Here is a 16,850-nt window from a genome sequence, read left to right as displayed (position 1 = left end):
AGACGACCATGTATGCACAGATGGTGAAGACGGACAGCGCCCGCGTCCGATCGCTCGACGAGATGGACCCGGTGGAGCGCGCCTTCCAGGAACGCATCGATGCCGGCCAGAAGATCGAGCCGAAGGAATGGATGCCGGAAGGTTATCGCAAGACGCTGGTCCGCCAGATCAGCCAGCACGCCCATTCCGAGATCGTCGGCCAGCTTCCCGAAGGCAACTGGATCACCCGTGCACCCACCTTGGAACGCAAGGCGATCCTGCTCGCCAAGGTGCAGGACGAGGCGGGCCACGGCCTCTACCTCTATTGCGCCGCCGAAACGCTCGGCGTCAGCCGCGACGAGATGTACGAGCAGCTGCATTCCGGCAAGGCGAAATATTCCTCGATCTTCAACTATCCGACGCTGACCTGGGCCGATATCGGCGCCATCGGCTGGCTGGTCGACGGCGCGGCGATCATGAACCAGGTGCCGCTGCAGCGCTGTTCGTATGGCCCGTACTCCCGGGCCATGGTGCGCATCTGCAAGGAGGAAAGCTTCCACCAGCGCCAGGGTTACGACGTGCTGATGAAGATGGTGAAGGGCACGCCGGCACAGAAGGCCATGGTGCAGGACGCGCTGAACCGCTGGTGGTGGCCGTCGCTGATGATGTTCGGTCCCTCGGACGACGCTTCGGTACACTCCGCCCAGTCGATGGCCTGGAAGATCAAGCAGAACTCGAACGACGAGTTGCGCCAGAAATTCGTCGACCAAACGGTGCCGCAGGCCGAATATCTCGGCCTCACCGTTCCCGATCCCGACCTCAAGTGGAACGCGGAAAAGGGCGGCTACGACTTCGGCGAGCCGGACTGGCAGGAGTTCTTCAACGTCATCGCCGGCAACGGCCCCTGCAACGCCGAACGTCTCAACGCCCGCAAAAAGGCCTGGGACGACGGCGCCTGGTTCCGCGACGGGCTGGTCGCCCATGCGGAAAAGGCGGCCTCGCGCCGGCAGGCCGCGCGGATTGCCGCCGAATAAGCCCGTTACCAACGAACAAAACGCGGACGATCCTCGGCATGTGCCGGGATCGCCGCATGCCAGGGAGTGAAATACATGTCCAGCGAATGGCCCCTCTGGGAAGTCTTCATCCGCGGCCAGCACGGCCTCAACCATCGCCATGTCGGCAGCCTGCATGCGCCCGATGCGGAGATGGCGATCCACAATGCCCGCGACGTCTATACCCGCCGCAACGAAGGCGTCAGCATCTGGGTGGTGCGCTCGAGCGAGATCACCGCCAGCGCGCCGTCCGAAAAAGGACCGCTGTTCGACCCGTCCAACTCCAAGGTCTACCGTCACCCGACCTTCTTCGACATTCCGGACGAAGTGGGGCATATGTGATGGCGACCGCGACACTTGATCCGGCGGTCGACCAGGCCGCGCTCTTCGAATTCCTGTTGCGTTTGGGCGACAATGCGTTGATCCTCGGTCATCGCGTGTCAGAATGGTGCGGCCATTCGCCGGCGCTGGAAGAGGATATCGCGCTCTCCAACACCGCACTCGACCTGATCGGCCAGACGCAGCTCTGGCTGGGCCTGGCCGGTGAGGTGGAAGGCAAGGGCCGCTCGGCCGACACCCTCGCCTATCTGCGCGACGGTTTCGAATTCCGCAACATCCTGCTGGTCGAGCGCCCGAACGGCGATTTCGGCAAGACGCTGATGCGGCAATTCCTGTTCGACGCCTGGCATTTCCTGATGCTGAAGGCATTGAAGGGCTCCACGGACCGGCGCATTGCCGAGATCGCCGAAAAGGCCTCGAAGGAAGTCGCCTACCATCTCGACCGCAGCCGCGATCTCGTCATCCGGCTCGGCGACGGCACGGCCGAAAGCCATCGCCGCATGCAGGAGGCGCTGGACGACCTCTGGGCCTTCACGGGCGAGATGTTCATGGGCGACGCCGTGGATGCAGCGTTGGCCGAGGCCGGCGTCGCGCCCACCCCGCACAGCCTGAAGGCCGGCTGGGACGAGATCATCGAGGAGACGCTCGCCGAAGCGACGTTGAAGACGCCTGCCGATGCCTACATGCACAAGGGCGGCCGGCGCGGCGTTCACACCGAGCATCTGGGCTTCATCCTCGCCGAATTGCAATTCCTGCAGCGCGCCTATCCTGGCGCAACCTGGTAGGAGGCGGCGATTATGGCGACAGCGCTGCGTCCTTCCGTCGACCAGGTCTGGCAGTGGCTGGCCGAGGTGCCGGACCCGGAGATCCCGGTGATTTCGCTCACCGACCTCGGCATTATCCGCAACGTTGCCTGGCAGGACGACACGCTGGTGGTAACGGTGACACCGACCTATTCGGGCTGTCCCGCCACCACGGTGATCAACCTCGATATCGAAACGGCGCTCACCGGCCACGGCATCGAAAAGCTGCGCCTCGAACGCCAGCTTTCGCCGGCCTGGACGACCGACTGGGTCACCGCCGAGGGCCGGGAGAAGCTGCGCGAATACGGCATCGCCCCGCCGGTCGACGGTACTGCGGCCGACGGCCTGCTGATGAAGCGCATCGACCGGCTCGGCGGCCGCTCCAACCTGACGATCGCCTGTCCGCGCTGCGGATCGGCCAACACCGAAAAGATCAGCCAGTTCGGCTCCACCCCCTGCAAGGCCAGCTATCGCTGCACCGACTGTCTGGAGCCTTTCGATTATTTCAAGTGCATCTGACCCTACGCAAAGGACGAGGCATGGCACGTTTTCATTCCCTTACGGTTACCGAGGTTCGCCGCGAAACGCGCGATGCCGTGGTCGTGACGCTGATCCCCTCCGAGGAGGATCGCGGCACCTTCGATTTCACCCAGGGCCAGTACCTGACCTTCCGCCGGAAGTTCGAGGACGAGGAACTGCGCCGTTCCTATTCGATCTGCGCCGGGCGTGACGAGGGTGTGCTGAAGGTCGGCATCAAGCGCGTCGACGGCGGCTGCTTCTCCACCTGGGCGAACGAGAACTTGAAGGCCGGCGACACGCTGGAAGCGATGCCGCCGATGGGCGCCTTCTTCACGGCACTGGAGCCGGAGGTGGCAAAACACTATCTCGGTTTTGCCGGCGGCAGCGGCATCACGCCGCTGCTGTCGATCATCAAGACGGTGCTGTCGCGCGAGCCGCGGGCGCGCTTCACCCTCGTCTACGCCAACCGGCAGATCAGCTCGATCATGTTCCGCGAGGAGCTGGAGGATCTGAAGAACCTCTATCTCGGCCGTCTCTCGGTGCTGCATGTGCTGGAGAGCGAAGCGCAGGACATTGACCTGTTCACCGGCCGCGTCGATGCCGACAAGTGTGCGGCGTTGTTCAAGAGCTGGATCGACATTAAGTCGGTTGCGACGGCCTTCATCTGCGGGCCGGAACCGATGATGCTGGCGATTGCCGCGGCATTGCGTTCGCACGGCCTGCGCGACGAGCAGATCAAGTTCGAGTTGTTCGCATCCTCGCAGCCGGGCCGCGCCCGCCGCAAGACGGAGCAGGCGGCCGGCGGCGACCAGGCGGCGACCTGTGAGGCGACGGTGACGCTCGACGGCGCCACCCGCACCTTCCGTTTTCCCAAGCACGGCCAGAGCCTGCTCGACGCGGCGCTCGAAAACGCCATGGACGCGCCATATGCCTGCAAGGCGGGTGTCTGTTCCACCTGTCGCGCCAAGGTGATCGAAGGCGAGGTAGAGATGGAAACCAACCATGCGCTGGAGGATTACGAGGTGCGTCAGGGCTACGTGCTGACCTGCCAGTGCTACCCGCTCACCGACCGCGTCGTCGTCAGCTACGACCAGTGATCATCGCCTTCGGCCAAGGGAGAGACAGCATGTCGGATACACTACCGATCGAGGATTATCTGGCGCAGGGCGGCGTGCTTTCGTCGCCCGCCAACGTGCCGCCGCGCTATCGCGGCGAGTTGCTGCGGTTGATGGCGAGTTTTGTCGACAGCGAGCTTGCCGGCTCCGCCGGTTTTGCAGATACGATCAACGATGCGCCGGGCATCCAGGAACGGATCGCCGCTGCCCGCATCGTGCTTGAAAAGACCGACCACGCCGGCCGGGTGCTGGAAATCATGGAGAGTTTCGGCGCCGATGGCGACCGGTATGCCGTGCATCACCCGTGGGCCGACCGCCTGCCCCGCGATGCCGATATCGGCGCTGCGCGGCAGGGCGGCGACATGCGTCTTTCCGTCTTCCACTATCCGTTGCTCGGCTGGATCGATGCGGTGGTCATGAACGTGCTGATGGGCCATGCCAGCGTCATCCAGCTCAAGGAACTTTCGCGGGTATCCTACCAGCCGCTCGCCGAAGTGTTCCGCGCCATCCTGCCGCGCGAGCAGCGTCATGCCGAGCTTGGACTTGCCGGTCTTGCGCAGATCGCCGAAACCGAGGGCGGGCGGGAAGCTGCGCGCGCTTCCATCGATTACTGGCATCCCCGTGTCGCTGAAAGTTTCGGCCACTCTGGATCGAAGCGGTTCGAGACGCTGTCGCGTTTCGGCCTGCGGCATACTCCCAACGAGACCCTGTCCGCTACCTGGCAGGCGGAGGTCGATATAAAGCTTGCCGCGCTGAACCTGAACTGAGCGATCCCACGCACGGGCGAAGCGGTTTGCGTGAAGAATTACAGGAAGGATAACGAAATGAACGTCATGGCAACCCGGCCGCGCCGGCTCGAAAGCTATGTCCACGGCGCATGGGCCGCAGGTGCGCGCGAAGGCGTGCCGCTGCTCGACGCCTCGACCGGCGCGCCGGTGGCCTTCATCGATTCCAGCGGCATCGACTTCAAGGCCGTGCTTGGCTACGGCCGCGAGACCGGCGGCCCGGCATTGCGGCGCCTGTCCTTCCACGAGCGGGCGGCGATGCTGAAAGCGCTCGGCCAAAAACTTCTGGATTTCAAGGAAGAATTTTACGCGCTGTCGGCGGCGACGGGTGCGACCAAGGCCGACAGCTGGGTCGATATCGACGGCGGTATCGGTACGCTGCTTTCTTATGCCTCCAAGGGACGGCGGGAACTGCCGAATACCCGCGTGCTGCTCGATGGCGACGTCGAGCCGCTGTCGAAGGACCAGACCTTTTCGGCGCAGCACATCCTGAGCCCGCTGCAGGGTGTGGCCGTCCATATCAACGCCTTCAACTTCCCCTGCTGGGGTATGCTCGAAAAGCTGGCGCCGACGCTGCTCGCCGGGGTTCCCGCCATCGTCAAGCCCGCCAGCCAGACCGCCTATCTCACCGAACTGATGGTCCGGCGCATCATCGAGACCGGCATCCTGCCGGAAGGGGCGTTGCAATTGGTCTGCGGTTCGGTCGGCGATCTTTTGGATCATGTCGAAGGCCAGGATGCGGTGACCTTCACCGGTTCGGCGGCGACCGGCCGGCGGCTGAAGACCCACAAGGCGATTGTCGAAAATTCCGTGCGCTTCACCATGGAGGCCGACAGCCTCAACGCCGCAGTGCTCGGCCTCGATGCCGCGCCCGGAACGGAAGAGTTCGACCTCTTCGTCAAGGAAGTGGCGCGGGAAATGACGGTAAAGGCCGGGCAGAAATGCACAGCCATCCGCCGCGTCATCGCACCCCGCAGCTATAGCGAGGCGTTGATCGAAGCGCTGCGCGACCGTCTCGGCAAGACCGTTCTCGGCAATCCGGCCGAAGAGACGGTTCGAATGGGGCCGCTCGCCAGCCTGGACCAGCGCGAAGAGGTCCGCGCCCGCATTCGCGATCTGTCAGCCGATGCCGAGATCGTCGCCGGCGATCCGGCCAATCCGAGCATAACCTCCGGGGATGCCGTTGCCGGCGCCTTCCTCAATCCCGTGCTGCTCTATTGCGATAAACCGGGCTCGGCGCAGGCCATCCATGATGTCGAGGCTTTCGGCCCGGTCAGCACCGTGATGCCTTACGATACGGCTGATGAAGCGGTCGATCTTGCCCGTCGCGGCAAGGGCAGCCTGGTGGCCTCCGTCTTCACCAACGATCCGGCTTTCGCCGAGGAAGTGGTGCTCGGCCTCGCGCCGTTCCACGGCCGCGTCATGATCGGCAACCGCGTGTCCGCCAAGACCTCCACCGGCCATGGTTCGCCGCTTCCGGGCCTCGTGCACGGCGGCCCCGGCCGGGCCGGCGGCGGCGAGGAACTGGGCGGTCTGCGCGGCGTCAAACACTATATGCAGCGCACCGCCATCCAGGGCGCGCCGACCCTGCTTTCGGCTGTCACCGGCCGCTGGTTGCCGGGGGCCGAGGCGCGTTCCGGCGGCGAGCATCCGTTCCGCAAGTCGCTCGCCGAACTGAAGATCGGCGACCAGCTGGTGACCGGCACGCGCACGGTGACGCTGGAGGATATCGAACATTTCGCCCATTTCACCGGCGACACGTTTTATGCCCATATGGACGAGGAAGCCGCCAGGGCCAATCCGTTCTTCGACGGCCGTGTGGCGCATGGCTACCTGATCGTCTCCTTCGCCGCCGGGCTGTTCGTCGATCCCGATCCGGGTCCGGTTCTGGCCAATTACGGCGTCGATAACCTGCGCTTCTTGACACCGGTCAATCCGGGCGACACGCTGCAGGTCCAGTTGACGTGCAAGGACATCAATCCGCGCGCCAGCGCCGAACACGGCGAAGTGCGCTGGGATTGCCGCGTCACCAACCAGACCGGCGCCACCGTCGCCCAGTACGACGTGCTGACGATGGTGGCCAAGACGAGAGAATAACACCGTGACGCCGATCGAGCAGGACCCCCGCCATCTGGAAATGACCGTGTTGATGACGCCCGACATGGCGAATTTCAGCGGCAAGGTCCATGGCGGCGCCCTGCTCAACCTGCTGGATCGTGTTGCCTTCTCCTGCGCCTCGCGCTTCTCCAAGCAGTATGTGGTGACGCTGTCGGTCGACCAGGTGATGTTCAAGGAGCCGATCCATGTCGGCGAACTCGTGACCTTCCGGGCCGCGATCAATCATGCCGGCCGCACCTCCATGGAGGTCGGCATCCGTGTCGAGGCGGAGAACATCCGCTCCGGTCAGCGCCGGCACACCAACTCGTGTTATTTCACCATGGTGGCGGTCGATGACGAGGGCCGGCCGGTAAAAGTGCCGGACTGCCGGCCGCTGACGCCGGTGGAAAACCGCCGCTACAAGGCCGCCGAGCTGCGGCGCACGCTGCGACGCGAATTCGCCGAGCGTCTGGAAAGCGTTGCCGCGACCGGCCGCGACGTCGAGAGGACGGGAGAGGATTGACGGCGCCGGGATCGGTCAGCGCACCGCCTTGACGCCTTCGAGGATCAGCGTGGTGGCGATGTCGGCATATTGGTCGCGGGTGATCGGACCGTCGGCGCGGAACCACATGTAGACCCAGTTCATCATGCCGAACAGCGACATGGTGACCGGCATCAACAGCGGCTTGTCCTTGGAGAGATCGGGATTGATATCCCTGATGACGCCGGAGAAACGCTTGACGATGCGGCGCTCGATCGCCTGCAGTTCCGTCAGCTGTTCCTGAGACAGGGCGCTGGTGCCGTTGAGCTGCACCTTGTGTTCGTTGTCCCTGCCTTCATAATTTTTCAGCACAGCCTTCACCAGCAGCCGTAGCCGGTCCTGCGGCAGAACGTCGGTGCGGTCGGCCGTTTCGATTGCGCTTTCGAGTTCGGTCAGGTGCGTGCGCACGATATCGAAGATCAGCGCGTCCTTGCTCGGATAATAGTGATACAGCAGCGCCTTCGAGACCTTGCTGTGCGAAGCGATCATCGACATGGAGGCCTTCTCCATGCCCACTTCCGCAAAGACGGTTGCGGCGCTTGCCAAAATGCCACGCTGTTTCTCTTCGAAATCGACTGCGCGTGTCCGTGCCATGTGTCCTGCTCTGCCTGTTCGCCGGCCCGACCGCGTTTCGGGAGGAGGGCAAGCCCTCCCCTTACGCCGTCAAGCCGGTACGGGGCTTGCCCGTCCTTTTCGATTCATTCCTTCGGGCGGTTGTCGACCACCCGCTTTGCCTTGCCTTCGGAGCGCGCCACGCCGCCCGGCGCGTGCACCAGCACCTTGGTGGTGACCCCGACCACGCTCTTGATATGGTGGATGAGTTCCTTCGCCGAGCCGGTGCGTGCACCCTCGTCCGCCGCTTCCAGCGTACATTCCACATGGATGGTCATGTTGTCCATGCGGCCGGCACGCGTCAGTTCGATCTGGAAGTGCGGCGCAAGCCCGCGACATTTGAGGATCTGCTCCTCGATCTGCGTCGGGAAGACGTTGACGCCGCGCAGGATCATCATGTCGTCGGAGCGGCCGGTGATCTTCTCCATGCGGCGCATCGAGCGGGCAGTGCCGGGCAGGAGGCGCGTCAGGTCGCGGGTGCGGTAGCGGATGATCGGCAGGCCTTCCTTGGTGAGCGTCGTGAACACCAGCTCGCCCATCTCGCCGTCCGGCAGCACGTCGCCGGTAACCGGGTCGATGATTTCGGGATAGAAATGGTCTTCCCAGATGTGCAGGCCGTCCTTGGTCTCGACGCATTCGTTGGCGACGCCCGGCCCCATGACCTCGGAGAGGCCGTAGATATCCACCGCATGCATGTCGAAGGCCTGTTCGATCTCTTCACGCATGGCGTTGGTCCACGGTTCGGCACCAAAAATGCCGACCGCAAGCGAGCTTTCGCGCGGATCGATGCCCTGGCGGCGGAACTCGTCGAGGATCGACAGCATGTAGGACGGCGTCACCATGATGATGCGCGGCTTGAAATCCTGCATCAGCGTCACCTGGCGCTCGGTCATGCCGCCGGAGATCGGCACGACGGTGCAGCCGAGTTTTTCGGCGCCGTAATGGGCGCCGAGGCCGCCGGTAAACAGGCCGTAGCCGTAAGCCACATGCACGATATCGCCGGCTCGGCCGCCGGAGGCGCGGATCGAGCGGGCGACCATGCCCGCCCAGGTATCGATGTCCTTCAGCGTGTAGCCGACGACGGTCGGTTTGCCGGTCGTGCCCGAGGAGGCATGGATGCGAGCCAGCTTCTCACGCGGCACGGCGAACATGCCGAACGGATAGGTATCGCGCAGGTCCTTCTTCGTCGTGAACGGGAACTTGGCGAGGTCCGACAGGCTGTTGAGATCGGAGGGATGCACGCCGGCCTGGTCGAAGCTCTGGCGGTAGAAGGGGGAATTTTCGTAGGCATGCGCCAGCGACCATTTCATGCGGTCGAGCTGCAGCGCCGAAATCTCGTCGCGCGAGGCGGTCTCGATCGGCTCGAGGTCGCCGGGACGGGGGGAAAGGTCTTCCATGAATGTCTCCTCCGAGAATGCTGGATGAAATGCCGGTCAGCCCTGCTCCGGCAGATGCGTACCCTTGACGGTGCGCGAGTGGCCGCGGAATTCCGCGATCTGATCGCCGTGCTGATTGGTGATGTGGATGTCGTAGATGCCGCCCCTGCCCCGGCGTGACACCTCCTGCGCCGCTGCCGTCAGCACGTCGCCCTTGAAGGCGGGCGCGATGTAGGTCACCGAGCAATGCTGGGCGACGGCCTTCTGGTTGTGGCTGTTGCAGGCAAATGCGAAGGCGGAATCCGCCAGCGTAAAGATGTAGCCGCCATGGCAGGTGCCGTGGCCATTGGTCATGATCCCGGTGATCGCCATGGAAATCGTCGCCGCGCCCGGCGCTATCGCCACCAGCGTCATGCCGAGGTGGCGGGTGGCGTTGTCCTCCACCCACATGGCGTCGGCACAGGCCTTGGCGATGTCGTGCGGCGAAAGGCTTCCCATATCGCTCATCGACCCGTAAACTCCGGCTTGCGCTTTTCGAGGAAGGCGGTGACGCCCTCGGCATAATCGGCGCTGCGGCCGGCTTCGCGCTGCAGGTCGCGTTCGAGTTCGAGCTGCTCGTCGAGCGAATGGGTGGCGGCCGCCTGGATGGCGCGCTTGGTCATGCCGAGACCCTTGGTGGGGCCGGCGGCGAGGCGGGCGGCAAGCGCCGTTGCTTCGCCCATCAGCGCCTCGTCGTCGACGGCACGCCAGATCAGGCCCCAGTCGGCGGCGGTTTCGGCGCCCAGCGGTTCGGCGGTCAATGCCAGCGCCTTGGCGCGGGCCTCGCCGATCAGGCGCGGCAGGCTCCAGGTGCCGCCGGAATCCGGTACGAGGCCGATTTTGGCGAAGGCCTGGATGAAGCGGGCCGAACGGGCTGCGAGCGTGATGTCGCAGGCAAGGGCAATGTTGGCGCCGGCGCCGGCGGCAACGCCGTTGACGGCGCAGATCACGGGTTTTTCCAGGCTGCGGATCAGCCGCAGCAGCGGATTGTAGAAGGTTTCGATGGTGTGGCCGAGATCCGGCGGCGCCCCGCCCTTGCGCGGATCGCGATCGCCGAGATCCTGGCCGGCGGAAAAACCGCGCCCGGCACCCGTCAGCAGCACGGCGCGGACGGCCGCATCGGCATGGGCGCGCTCGAAGCCGGCGCGCAAGGCCAGGTGCATCTCTTCGTTGAAGGCGTTGAGCTTGTCCGGCCGGTTGAGCGTAAGGGTGAGAACTCCGTCGGCGAGCGCCGACAAAACCGTGTTCGTCTCTGACATGTTTCCTCCCGAGCGCCGATCTTCCCGGCAGCGTAAAAAAACTCTTGCATAAACCGACCGGTCAGTCAATTATAAATGCGGAGATTGGGAGGAACGATCGATGAGCGCACTGTTCGAACGGCATCGGCCGACGCTGGAAGCCGCCTTGAAGGCAGCGCGCGAGCGTGGCTACTGGTCCGCCTATCCCGAGATCCCGAGCGGCAAGATCTACGGCGAAACCGCCAGGGACGACGGGCTTGCCGCCTACCGGGCTCGTCTCGGCCAATCGTTCGCGCTTTCCGGGCATCCGGCTGATGGTGATGTCGGTGCGGAAGTCTCTCCTTACGGTTCGCTCCTCGATATCCGGTACCCCTCCGCTTCCGTCGATACCCTCATCGAGGCATCCCGCACGGCTGGGCCGCAATGGGCGGCCGCATTGCCGCAGGATCGCGTCGGCATCTGCCTGGAAATCCTGGCGCGGCTGAACCGCAAGAGTTTCGAGATGGCCAACGCCGTCATGCACACGACCGGACAGGGTTTTGCCATGGCCTTCCAGGCTGGCGGCCCGCATGCGCAGGATCGTGGTCTCGAAGCGGTCGCTTACGCCTTTGCCGAGATGGACCGCACCCCTGCAGAGGCGCTTTGGACCAAACCGCAGGGCAAGGGCCAGCCGATCGTCATGGAAAAGCACTGGCGTGTCGTGCCGCGCGGCATTTCGCTCGTCATCGGCTGCAATACGTTCCCGACCTGGAACAGCTATCCCGGCCTCTTCGCCAGCCTTGCCACCGGCAATACGGTGATCGTCAAGCCGCATCCGGCTGCCGTCCTGCCGCTGGCACTGACGATCGAGGTGGCGCGCCAGGTGCTGGCCGAGGAAGGTTTTTCGCCCGACATCGTGCTGCTCGCCGCCGATGCCCCCGGTGCGGAAATCACCCAGGCGCTGGTGCAGCACCCTTCTGTGGCGATCGTCGATTACACCGGCTCCAGCACCTTCGGTTCGTGGGTGCGCGGCCATGCCGGCAGCGCCCAGGTCTATACGGAAGAAGCCGGCGTCAACTGCATCGTCATCGGCACCACCGACAATTTCGCCGGCATGTGTACCAACATCGCCTTTTCGCTGTCGCTCTACAGCGGCCAGATGTGCACCGCGCCGCAGAATATTTTCGTGCCGCGCGGCGGCATTGCGACGAACGAAGGCCACAAGAGCTTTGACGATATCGCGACCGGCATCGCCGCAGCCATCGACGAGCTGCTCGCCGATCCGGCCCGTGCTGCCGGCATCTGTGGCGCCATCGCCAATCCGGCGACGCTGGAGCGCGTGCAGGTGGCTCGGTCCATGGGCCGCATCGTTCGCGACAGCACGGCGATCGAGGGCCTGGAAAGCGCCCGCACCGCCACGCCCCTGCTTCTCGCCGTCGATGCCGACAGGACGATGGTTCATGAAGAAGAACGTTTCGGCCCGATCGTGTTCCTGATTGCCGTGGCCGATGCCGCCGACGGATGCGAGCGTGCCGCAGCGCTTGCCGAACGCACCGGCGCCATCACCGCATCGCTCTACGAGACCGACGAAGGGAAGATTGCCGCTGCCACCGACCGCTTTGCCATTGCCGGCGTCAACCTGTCGGTGAACCTGACGGGCGGCATCTACGTCAACCAGAGCGCCGCCTTCAGCGATTTCCATGTCACCGGCGCCAATCCGGCCGGCAATGCCAGCCTGACGGATGCGGCCTTCGTCGCCAACCGCTTCCGCGTCGTGATGTGGCGCCGCCCCGCGGCGGCGTGAGAGGAGTTTTGACTTAACCCTTATCTTTCCTGGGAGGAGAACCGACATGAAACTATCGATGACAACCGCGCTCGCCGGAACGCTTGCGCTCGTGCTGGGCTTCGCCGCCCCTGCTTTTGCCGACATCAAGATCGGTGCCACGGTTTCGGAAACCGGCCCGGCATCCTTCCTCGGCGATCCGGAAGCCAAGACGCTGAAGATGCTGGTCGATGCGCTAAATGCCGCCGGCGGCATCAACGGCGAGAAGATCGAATTCGTCATCTATGACGACGGCGGCGATCCGAACAAGGCCCGCACCTTCGCCACCCGCCTCGTCGAGGACGACGAGGTCGTCGCCATCATCGGCGGCACGACGACGGGCACGACCATGGCGATCATGCCGGTCGCCGAAGATGCCGAGATCCCGTTCATTTCGTTGGCCGGCGCCATCGAGATCATCGATCCGGTGCGGCCCTACACCTTCAAGACGCCGCACACGGACCGCATGGCCTGTGCCAAGATCTTCGAGGACATGAAGAAACGCGGCTTCACCAAGATCGGCATGATCTCCGGCTCGGACGGTTTCGGCGCCTCGATGCGCAAGCAGTGCCTGGCGATCATCGGCGATTACGGCATCGAGGTTCTCGCCGACGAAACCTACGGCCCGACCGATGCCGACATGACGCCGCAGCTCACCAACATCAAGGGCAAGGATGGCGTCCAGGCCGTGCTCAACCCCGGCTTCGGCCAGGGGCCGGCCATCGTCACCCGCAACTATGCCCAGCTGGCCATCGGCCTGCCGCTCTACCAGTCGCATGGCGTTGCGTCCGACAGCTTCATCGAGCTTGCCGGTGCGCAGGCTGCGGAAGGTGTGCGCCTGCCGGGCACCGCCCTGCTGGTCGCCGGCCTCTTGCCGGAAAGCGATCCGCAATATGCCGTCGTGAAGGCCTACAAGGAGGCTTACGAAAAGGCGACCGGCAAGCCGGTTTCGACCTTCGGCGGTTATGCGCATGACGCATTCGCCATCCTGGTCGATGCCATCAAGCGGTCGGGCGGATCGGAATCGTCGGCTATTCGCGATGCGATCGAAGCGACTTCCGGTCTGGTCGGCACGACCGGTACGGTGACCATGTCGGCCACGGATCACCTCGGCCTCGATCTCTCGGCCTTCCGCATGCTGGAAATCCAGAAGGGCGGCTGGAAGATCGTCGAATAAGTCGAAAGGCTTGCATCCCCGTCTGCGCCATAACGGCGTGGACGGGGAGATATGAGGCACGTAGCGGAGGCTTCCATGCCCGAACTCATGCAATTTTTCCTGTCCGGGATCACGGTCGGTGCGGTCTATGCGCTGGTCGCGCTCGGCTTTACCATCATCTACAACGCATCCGACGTCGTGAATTTCGCCCAGGGTGAGTTCGTGATGCTCGGCGGCATGATCACCGTGTTTGCCTTCGAGGCCGGCCTGCCGCTGCCGCTGGCGGCGCTGATCGCCATTCTCGGCACGGCAGTGATCGGCGTGGCGCTGAACCGGCTGGCGATCGAGCCGGCTCGCGGCGCCCCCGTCGTGTCGCTGATCATCATCACCATCGGCGCCTCCATTTTCATCCGCGGCGTGACGCAGATCGTTTTCGACAAGCAGATCCACCGCTTTCCGGCTTTTTCAGGCGATGCGCCCATCGCCGTCGGCGGAGCGACGATCCTGCCGCAGAGCCTGTGGGTGATCGCCGGAGCGCTCGCCGTCTTCATCGGCCTCTGGCTGTTCTTCACCCGCACGCTGGTCGGCCGCGCCGTGCTGGCGACGGCGAACAACCGCATCGCCGCCCAGCTCGTCGGCATCAACACCAAGTTCATCATGACGCTGTCCTTCGCCATGTCGGCCGCCATCGGCGCGCTCGCCGGCGTGCTGGTGACGCCGATCACGCTGACCAGCTACGACATCGGCATTTCGCTGGCGCTGAAGGGTTTCGCCGCCGCCATGCTCGGCGGCATGGGCAACCCCAAGGGGGCGCTGGTCGGCGGGTTGCTGCTCGGCATCCTGGAGGCGATGACTGCCGGCTATATCAGCTCGCAATACAAGGATGCGGCCGCCTTCGTCGTCATTCTGGCGGTGCTGTTCGCCATGCCCCAGGGCCTGTTCGGCCGCAAGCAGACGGATCGGGTGTGACCATGCGGCTTTCCAGCAAAACCATCACACTCCTGGGGCTCGCGGTCGTCATCGCCATTGCGCCGGTGTTTTTCCCCTCGTCCTTCTATTATCGCGTCGGCTCGCTGATCTTCGTCAACGGCCTGGCCGTGACCGGCCTCGTCATCCTCATCGGTTATGCCGGCCAGATCAGCCTCGGCCATGCGGGGTTCGCCGGCATCGGCGCTTATGCCTGCGCGCTGGCGCCCGTGCATTTCGGCCTGCATCCGGCCTTGGCTGCCGTGCTCGGTGCCGTTTTGTCCGGTATCATCGCTTGGCTGGTCGGCCGTCCGATCCTGCGGCTCAAGGGGTATTACCTCGCCGTCGCCAGCCTCGGCTTCGGCGTACTGGTCTCCATGGTGCTTGCCAACGAAGCGGCGATCACCGGCGGGCCGGACGGCATGGCGGTGGAGGACCCCGGCCTGCGCGGCGCCCTCAAGGCCATCGGCATCGATCTGTCCAACACGGAATTCTGGTATGCCTTCTCCGGCCTGATCCTGGTGATCGGCGCCTGGTTGGCGCTCAACCTCTACCACAGCCCCACCGGCCGCGCGCTTCGGGCTCTGCACGGGTCGGAAGTCGCCGCCCGTGCCGTCGGTATCGATGTCGCCGGCTACAAGTTGAAGGCCTTCGTGATTTCCGCCGTCTACGCCTCGGTCTCGGGATCGCTGCTGGCGCTGCAGAACAAGTTCATCACCCCCGATGTCGCCGGCTTCATGCATTCCATCGAGATGGTCACCATGACCGTTCTCGGCGGCGCCGGTTCGGTCATCGGCGCCATCCTCGGCGCCGCCATCCTCACCATCCTGCCGCAGATCCTCACCGTGTTCCAGGAATACGAACAGCTGCTGCTCGGCCTGGTGATGATGCTCGTCATGATCTTCATGCGCGACGGGCTTCTGCCCAGCATCGCGCGCCGTTTGCGGAGGGGTGGGGAATGAGCCTGTTGCAGATCGAAGGCCTCGGTATCGATTTCGGCGGCCTGCGCGCCGTCAACGATGTCAGCTTCTCCCTGAAGGCCGGCGAGATCGTCTCGGTCATCGGCCCGAACGGCGCCGGCAAGACGACGCTGTTCAACATGATTTCCGGCGTCTACCTGCCCGGCCGCGGCAAGGTCATGCTGGATGGCGAGGACGTGACGCGGCTTTCGCCGCATCTCTTGGCGCGGCGCGGGCTGTCGCGCACCTTCCAGAACCTGCAGATCTTCCATGCGATGACGGTTTTGGAAAATGCCGTCGTCGGGCATCACCTGCACGAGCGCGGCAACATTCTCGCCGACCTCCTCTCGCTGCCGGCCTCGCGCCGCAGCAGCCGGGAATCGGAAGAAAGCGCCCGTCGTCTTCTCGACCGCGTCGGCCTCGGACGCGCCGCCGAGCAGGAGGCGGGTTCGCTCTCCTATGGCGCGCTCAAGCGGCTGGAGATCGCCCGGGCGCTGGCGTTGAAACCGCGTGTGCTGCTGCTGGACGAACCGGCGGCGGGCTGCAATGCGGTGGAGACGGAAGAGATCGACCACCTGATCGCCCAGATGGCGGCGGAAGGCATCTCCATCCTGCTCGTCGAGCACGACATGAAGATGGTCATGCGCATTTCCAACCACATCGTGGTGCTCGATCACGGCGAGAAGATCGCCGAAGGCGAGCCGGCGGCCATCGCCCGCAATCCCCGTGTCATCGAAGCCTATCTGGGTGCCCAAGCGACGGAGGCGAACCATGCTGACGGTTGAAGGACTGCGGTCGCGTTACGGCCGCATCGAGGTGCTTCACGGCCTCGATATCGAGGTGGCCTCGGGCCAGATCGTCACGGTCGTCGGCGCCAATGGCGCCGGCAAAACGACGCTTCTGCGGTGTCTTTCCGGCATCCAGCCGGTGTCGGCCGGCTCGATCGTCTTTCGCGGCGAGGCGCTGACCGCGGTGCCGGCGTTCCGACGGGTGCAGCGCGGCCTTTCCCAATCCCCCGAGGGGCGGCAGATCTTCACCAACCTGACGGTGGAGGAAAACCTGCGGCTCGGTGCCTACCTGTTTGCCGACGACAAGGTCGATCGCGACATGCAGGACGCCTTTGCGATGTTCCCCATCCTCAGGGAAAAACGCAACCTCGCCGCCGGCGGGCTTTCCGGCGGACAGCAACAGATGCTGGCGATCGCCCGCGCCCTGATGGCCCGGCCCTCCTGCCTGCTGCTCGACGAACCGTCCATGGGACTGGCGCCGATCCTCGTGGCGCAGATTTTCGAGGTCGTCAAAAGCCTGAAATCGCTCGACGTCACCGTGTTGCTCGTCGAGCAGAACGCCTTCGGCGCCTTGTCGATCGCCGACCGCGGCTATGTCATGGAAACCGGCCGGATCACCATGTCCGGTCCGGCGGCCGAGCTGATTGCCGACGAGCGCATCCGCGCCGCCTATCTTGGAGTCTGA

At 64.6% G+C, this 16,850-nt stretch carries 18 protein-coding genes; 14 read left to right on the top strand and 4 right to left on the bottom strand.

Translation table 11 applies throughout. From position 1 onward, the window contains the following. Positions 1 to 8: 8 nt before the first annotated feature. The 8 genes from paaA (at position 9) to DEM27_RS23085 (ending at position 7,212) form a co-directional block, all read left to right on the top strand. Positions 9 to 1,013, top strand: coding sequence for a 1,2-phenylacetyl-CoA epoxidase subunit PaaA (gene paaA, locus DEM27_RS23120; RefSeq protein ID WP_109460615.1), 1,005 nt, complete (start codon positions 9 to 11; stop codon positions 1,011 to 1,013). A 75-nt stretch (positions 1,014 to 1,088) separates the two neighbouring features. Next, positions 1,089 to 1,373 (top strand): 1,2-phenylacetyl-CoA epoxidase subunit PaaB, encoded by a 285-nt coding sequence (paaB, locus tag DEM27_RS23115; protein ID WP_109460614.1) that lies wholly within the window; start codon positions 1,089 to 1,091, stop codon positions 1,371 to 1,373. After that, positions 1,373 to 2,155, top strand: a complete 783-nt coding sequence (gene paaC, locus DEM27_RS23110; RefSeq protein ID WP_109460613.1) for a 1,2-phenylacetyl-CoA epoxidase subunit PaaC — start codon at positions 1,373 to 1,375, stop codon at positions 2,153 to 2,155. The genes paaB and paaC overlap by 1 nt, the downstream gene beginning before the upstream one ends. Before the next feature lie 12 nt (positions 2,156 to 2,167). Further along, entirely contained in the window at positions 2,168 to 2,692 is a 525-nt protein-coding gene (paaD, locus tag DEM27_RS23105; RefSeq protein WP_109460612.1) for a 1,2-phenylacetyl-CoA epoxidase subunit PaaD, read from the top strand. A gap of 20 nt (positions 2,693 to 2,712) precedes the next feature. Further along, positions 2,713 to 3,789, top strand: a complete 1,077-nt coding sequence (paaE, locus tag DEM27_RS23100; protein ID WP_109460611.1) for a 1,2-phenylacetyl-CoA epoxidase subunit PaaE — start codon at positions 2,713 to 2,715, stop codon at positions 3,787 to 3,789. Positions 3,790 to 3,818: 29 nt separating this feature from the next. Further along, entirely contained in the window at positions 3,819 to 4,574 is a 756-nt protein-coding gene (locus DEM27_RS23095; RefSeq protein ID WP_109460610.1) for a Phenylacetic acid catabolic protein, read from the top strand. A gap of 57 nt (positions 4,575 to 4,631) precedes the next feature. Beyond that, entirely contained in the window at positions 4,632 to 6,689 is a 2,058-nt protein-coding gene (gene paaZ, locus DEM27_RS23090; protein ID WP_109460609.1) for a phenylacetic acid degradation bifunctional protein PaaZ, read from the top strand. Between the two features lie 40 nt (positions 6,690 to 6,729). Then, positions 6,730 to 7,212 (top strand): acyl-CoA thioesterase, encoded by a 483-nt coding sequence (locus DEM27_RS23085; RefSeq protein ID WP_109460766.1) that lies wholly within the window; start codon positions 6,730 to 6,732, stop codon positions 7,210 to 7,212. Between the two features lie 15 nt (positions 7,213 to 7,227). On the opposite strand, the gene DEM27_RS23080 is transcribed toward DEM27_RS23085, so the two are convergent. From DEM27_RS23080 to paaG, 4 genes are all read right to left on the bottom strand, one after another. After that, the gene (locus DEM27_RS23080; RefSeq protein ID WP_109460608.1) at positions 7,228 to 7,824 is read right to left on the bottom strand and encodes a TetR/AcrR family transcriptional regulator; all 597 of its coding nucleotides are present in this window, start codon (positions 7,822 to 7,824) and stop codon (positions 7,228 to 7,230) included. A gap of 104 nt (positions 7,825 to 7,928) precedes the next feature. Continuing rightward, complete coding sequence (paaK, locus tag DEM27_RS23075) at positions 7,929 to 9,239, bottom strand: phenylacetate--CoA ligase PaaK (RefSeq protein WP_109460607.1); 1,311 nt, start codon at positions 9,237 to 9,239, stop codon at positions 7,929 to 7,931. Between the two features lie 36 nt (positions 9,240 to 9,275). Then, positions 9,276 to 9,725, bottom strand: a complete 450-nt coding sequence (gene paaI, locus DEM27_RS23070; RefSeq protein ID WP_109460606.1) for a hydroxyphenylacetyl-CoA thioesterase PaaI — start codon at positions 9,723 to 9,725, stop codon at positions 9,276 to 9,278. Further along, positions 9,722 to 10,516 carry a 2-(1,2-epoxy-1,2-dihydrophenyl)acetyl-CoA isomerase PaaG gene (gene paaG, locus DEM27_RS23065; protein ID WP_109460605.1) on the bottom strand — a complete coding sequence of 265 codons (795 nt, stop codon included), beginning with the start codon at positions 10,514 to 10,516 and terminating at the stop codon, positions 9,722 to 9,724. Before paaG ends, paaI begins: the two co-directional genes overlap by 4 nt. A 100-nt stretch (positions 10,517 to 10,616) precedes the next feature. On the opposite strand from paaG, the gene paaN reads away from it, so the two are divergent. From paaN to DEM27_RS23035, 6 genes are all read left to right on the top strand, one after another. Next, on the top strand, positions 10,617 to 12,278 hold the full coding sequence (paaN, locus tag DEM27_RS23060; RefSeq protein WP_109460604.1) for a phenylacetic acid degradation protein PaaN: 1,662 nt from the start codon (positions 10,617 to 10,619) through the stop codon (positions 12,276 to 12,278). A gap of 46 nt (positions 12,279 to 12,324) precedes the next feature. Next, positions 12,325 to 13,473 (top strand): ABC transporter substrate-binding protein, encoded by a 1,149-nt coding sequence (locus DEM27_RS23055; RefSeq protein ID WP_109460603.1) that lies wholly within the window; start codon positions 12,325 to 12,327, stop codon positions 13,471 to 13,473. Between the two features lie 75 nt (positions 13,474 to 13,548). Then, positions 13,549 to 14,421 (top strand): branched-chain amino acid ABC transporter permease, encoded by an 873-nt coding sequence (locus tag DEM27_RS23050; protein ID WP_109460602.1) that lies wholly within the window; start codon positions 13,549 to 13,551, stop codon positions 14,419 to 14,421. Positions 14,422 to 14,423: 2 nt separating this feature from the next. Next, entirely contained in the window at positions 14,424 to 15,380 is a 957-nt protein-coding gene (locus DEM27_RS23045) for a branched-chain amino acid ABC transporter permease (protein WP_109460601.1), read from the top strand. Further along, positions 15,377 to 16,162, top strand: a complete 786-nt coding sequence (locus DEM27_RS23040) for an ABC transporter ATP-binding protein (protein ID WP_109460600.1) — start codon at positions 15,377 to 15,379, stop codon at positions 16,160 to 16,162. The genes DEM27_RS23045 and DEM27_RS23040 overlap by 4 nt, the downstream gene beginning before the upstream one ends. Continuing rightward, positions 16,149 to 16,850 carry an ABC transporter ATP-binding protein gene (locus tag DEM27_RS23035; protein ID WP_109460599.1) on the top strand — a complete coding sequence of 234 codons (702 nt, stop codon included), beginning with the start codon at positions 16,149 to 16,151 and terminating at the stop codon, positions 16,848 to 16,850. The genes DEM27_RS23040 and DEM27_RS23035 overlap by 14 nt, the downstream gene beginning before the upstream one ends.

It is taken from the genome of Rhizobium album (genome assembly GCF_003122325.1).
GTDB lineage: Bacteria > Pseudomonadota > Alphaproteobacteria > Rhizobiales > Rhizobiaceae > Metarhizobium > Metarhizobium album.
This window is presented reverse-complemented; position numbering and strand designations above follow the sequence as displayed.

Bases quoted from the DNA above. Each gene is read 5' to 3' on its own strand.
- paaA (WP_109460615.1), top strand. From the start codon at position 9: ATGTATGCACAGATGGTGAAGACGGACAGCGCCCGCGTCCGATCGCTC.
- DEM27_RS23035 (WP_109460599.1), top strand. From the start codon at position 16,149: ATGCTGACGGTTGAAGGACTGCGGTCGCGTTACGGCCGCATCGAGGTG.
- DEM27_RS23055 (WP_109460603.1), top strand. From the start codon at position 12,325: ATGAAACTATCGATGACAACCGCGCTCGCCGGAACGCTTGCGCTCGTG.
- paaD (WP_109460612.1), top strand. From the start codon at position 2,168: ATGGCGACAGCGCTGCGTCCTTCCGTCGACCAGGTCTGGCAGTGGCTG.
- DEM27_RS23080 (WP_109460608.1), bottom strand. From the start codon at position 7,824: ATGGCACGGACACGCGCAGTCGATTTCGAAGAGAAACAGCGTGGCATT.
- paaI (WP_109460606.1), bottom strand. From the start codon at position 9,725: ATGAGCGATATGGGAAGCCTTTCGCCGCACGACATCGCCAAGGCCTGT.
- paaG (WP_109460605.1), bottom strand. From the start codon at position 10,516: ATGTCAGAGACGAACACGGTTTTGTCGGCGCTCGCCGACGGAGTTCTC.
- paaN (WP_109460604.1), top strand. From the start codon at position 10,617: ATGAGCGCACTGTTCGAACGGCATCGGCCGACGCTGGAAGCCGCCTTG.
- paaB (WP_109460614.1), top strand. From the start codon at position 1,089: ATGTCCAGCGAATGGCCCCTCTGGGAAGTCTTCATCCGCGGCCAGCAC.
- paaC (WP_109460613.1), top strand. From the start codon at position 1,373: ATGGCGACCGCGACACTTGATCCGGCGGTCGACCAGGCCGCGCTCTTC.
- paaZ (WP_109460609.1), top strand. From the start codon at position 4,632: ATGAACGTCATGGCAACCCGGCCGCGCCGGCTCGAAAGCTATGTCCAC.
- DEM27_RS23095 (WP_109460610.1), top strand. From the start codon at position 3,819: ATGTCGGATACACTACCGATCGAGGATTATCTGGCGCAGGGCGGCGTG.
- DEM27_RS23085 (WP_109460766.1), top strand. From the start codon at position 6,730: ATGACCGTGTTGATGACGCCCGACATGGCGAATTTCAGCGGCAAGGTC.
- paaE (WP_109460611.1), top strand. From the start codon at position 2,713: ATGGCACGTTTTCATTCCCTTACGGTTACCGAGGTTCGCCGCGAAACG.
- paaK (WP_109460607.1), bottom strand. From the start codon at position 9,239: ATGGAAGACCTTTCCCCCCGTCCCGGCGACCTCGAGCCGATCGAGACC.
- DEM27_RS23045 (WP_109460601.1), top strand. From the start codon at position 14,424: ATGCGGCTTTCCAGCAAAACCATCACACTCCTGGGGCTCGCGGTCGTC.
- DEM27_RS23040 (WP_109460600.1), top strand. From the start codon at position 15,377: ATGAGCCTGTTGCAGATCGAAGGCCTCGGTATCGATTTCGGCGGCCTG.
- DEM27_RS23050 (WP_109460602.1), top strand. From the start codon at position 13,549: ATGCCCGAACTCATGCAATTTTTCCTGTCCGGGATCACGGTCGGTGCG.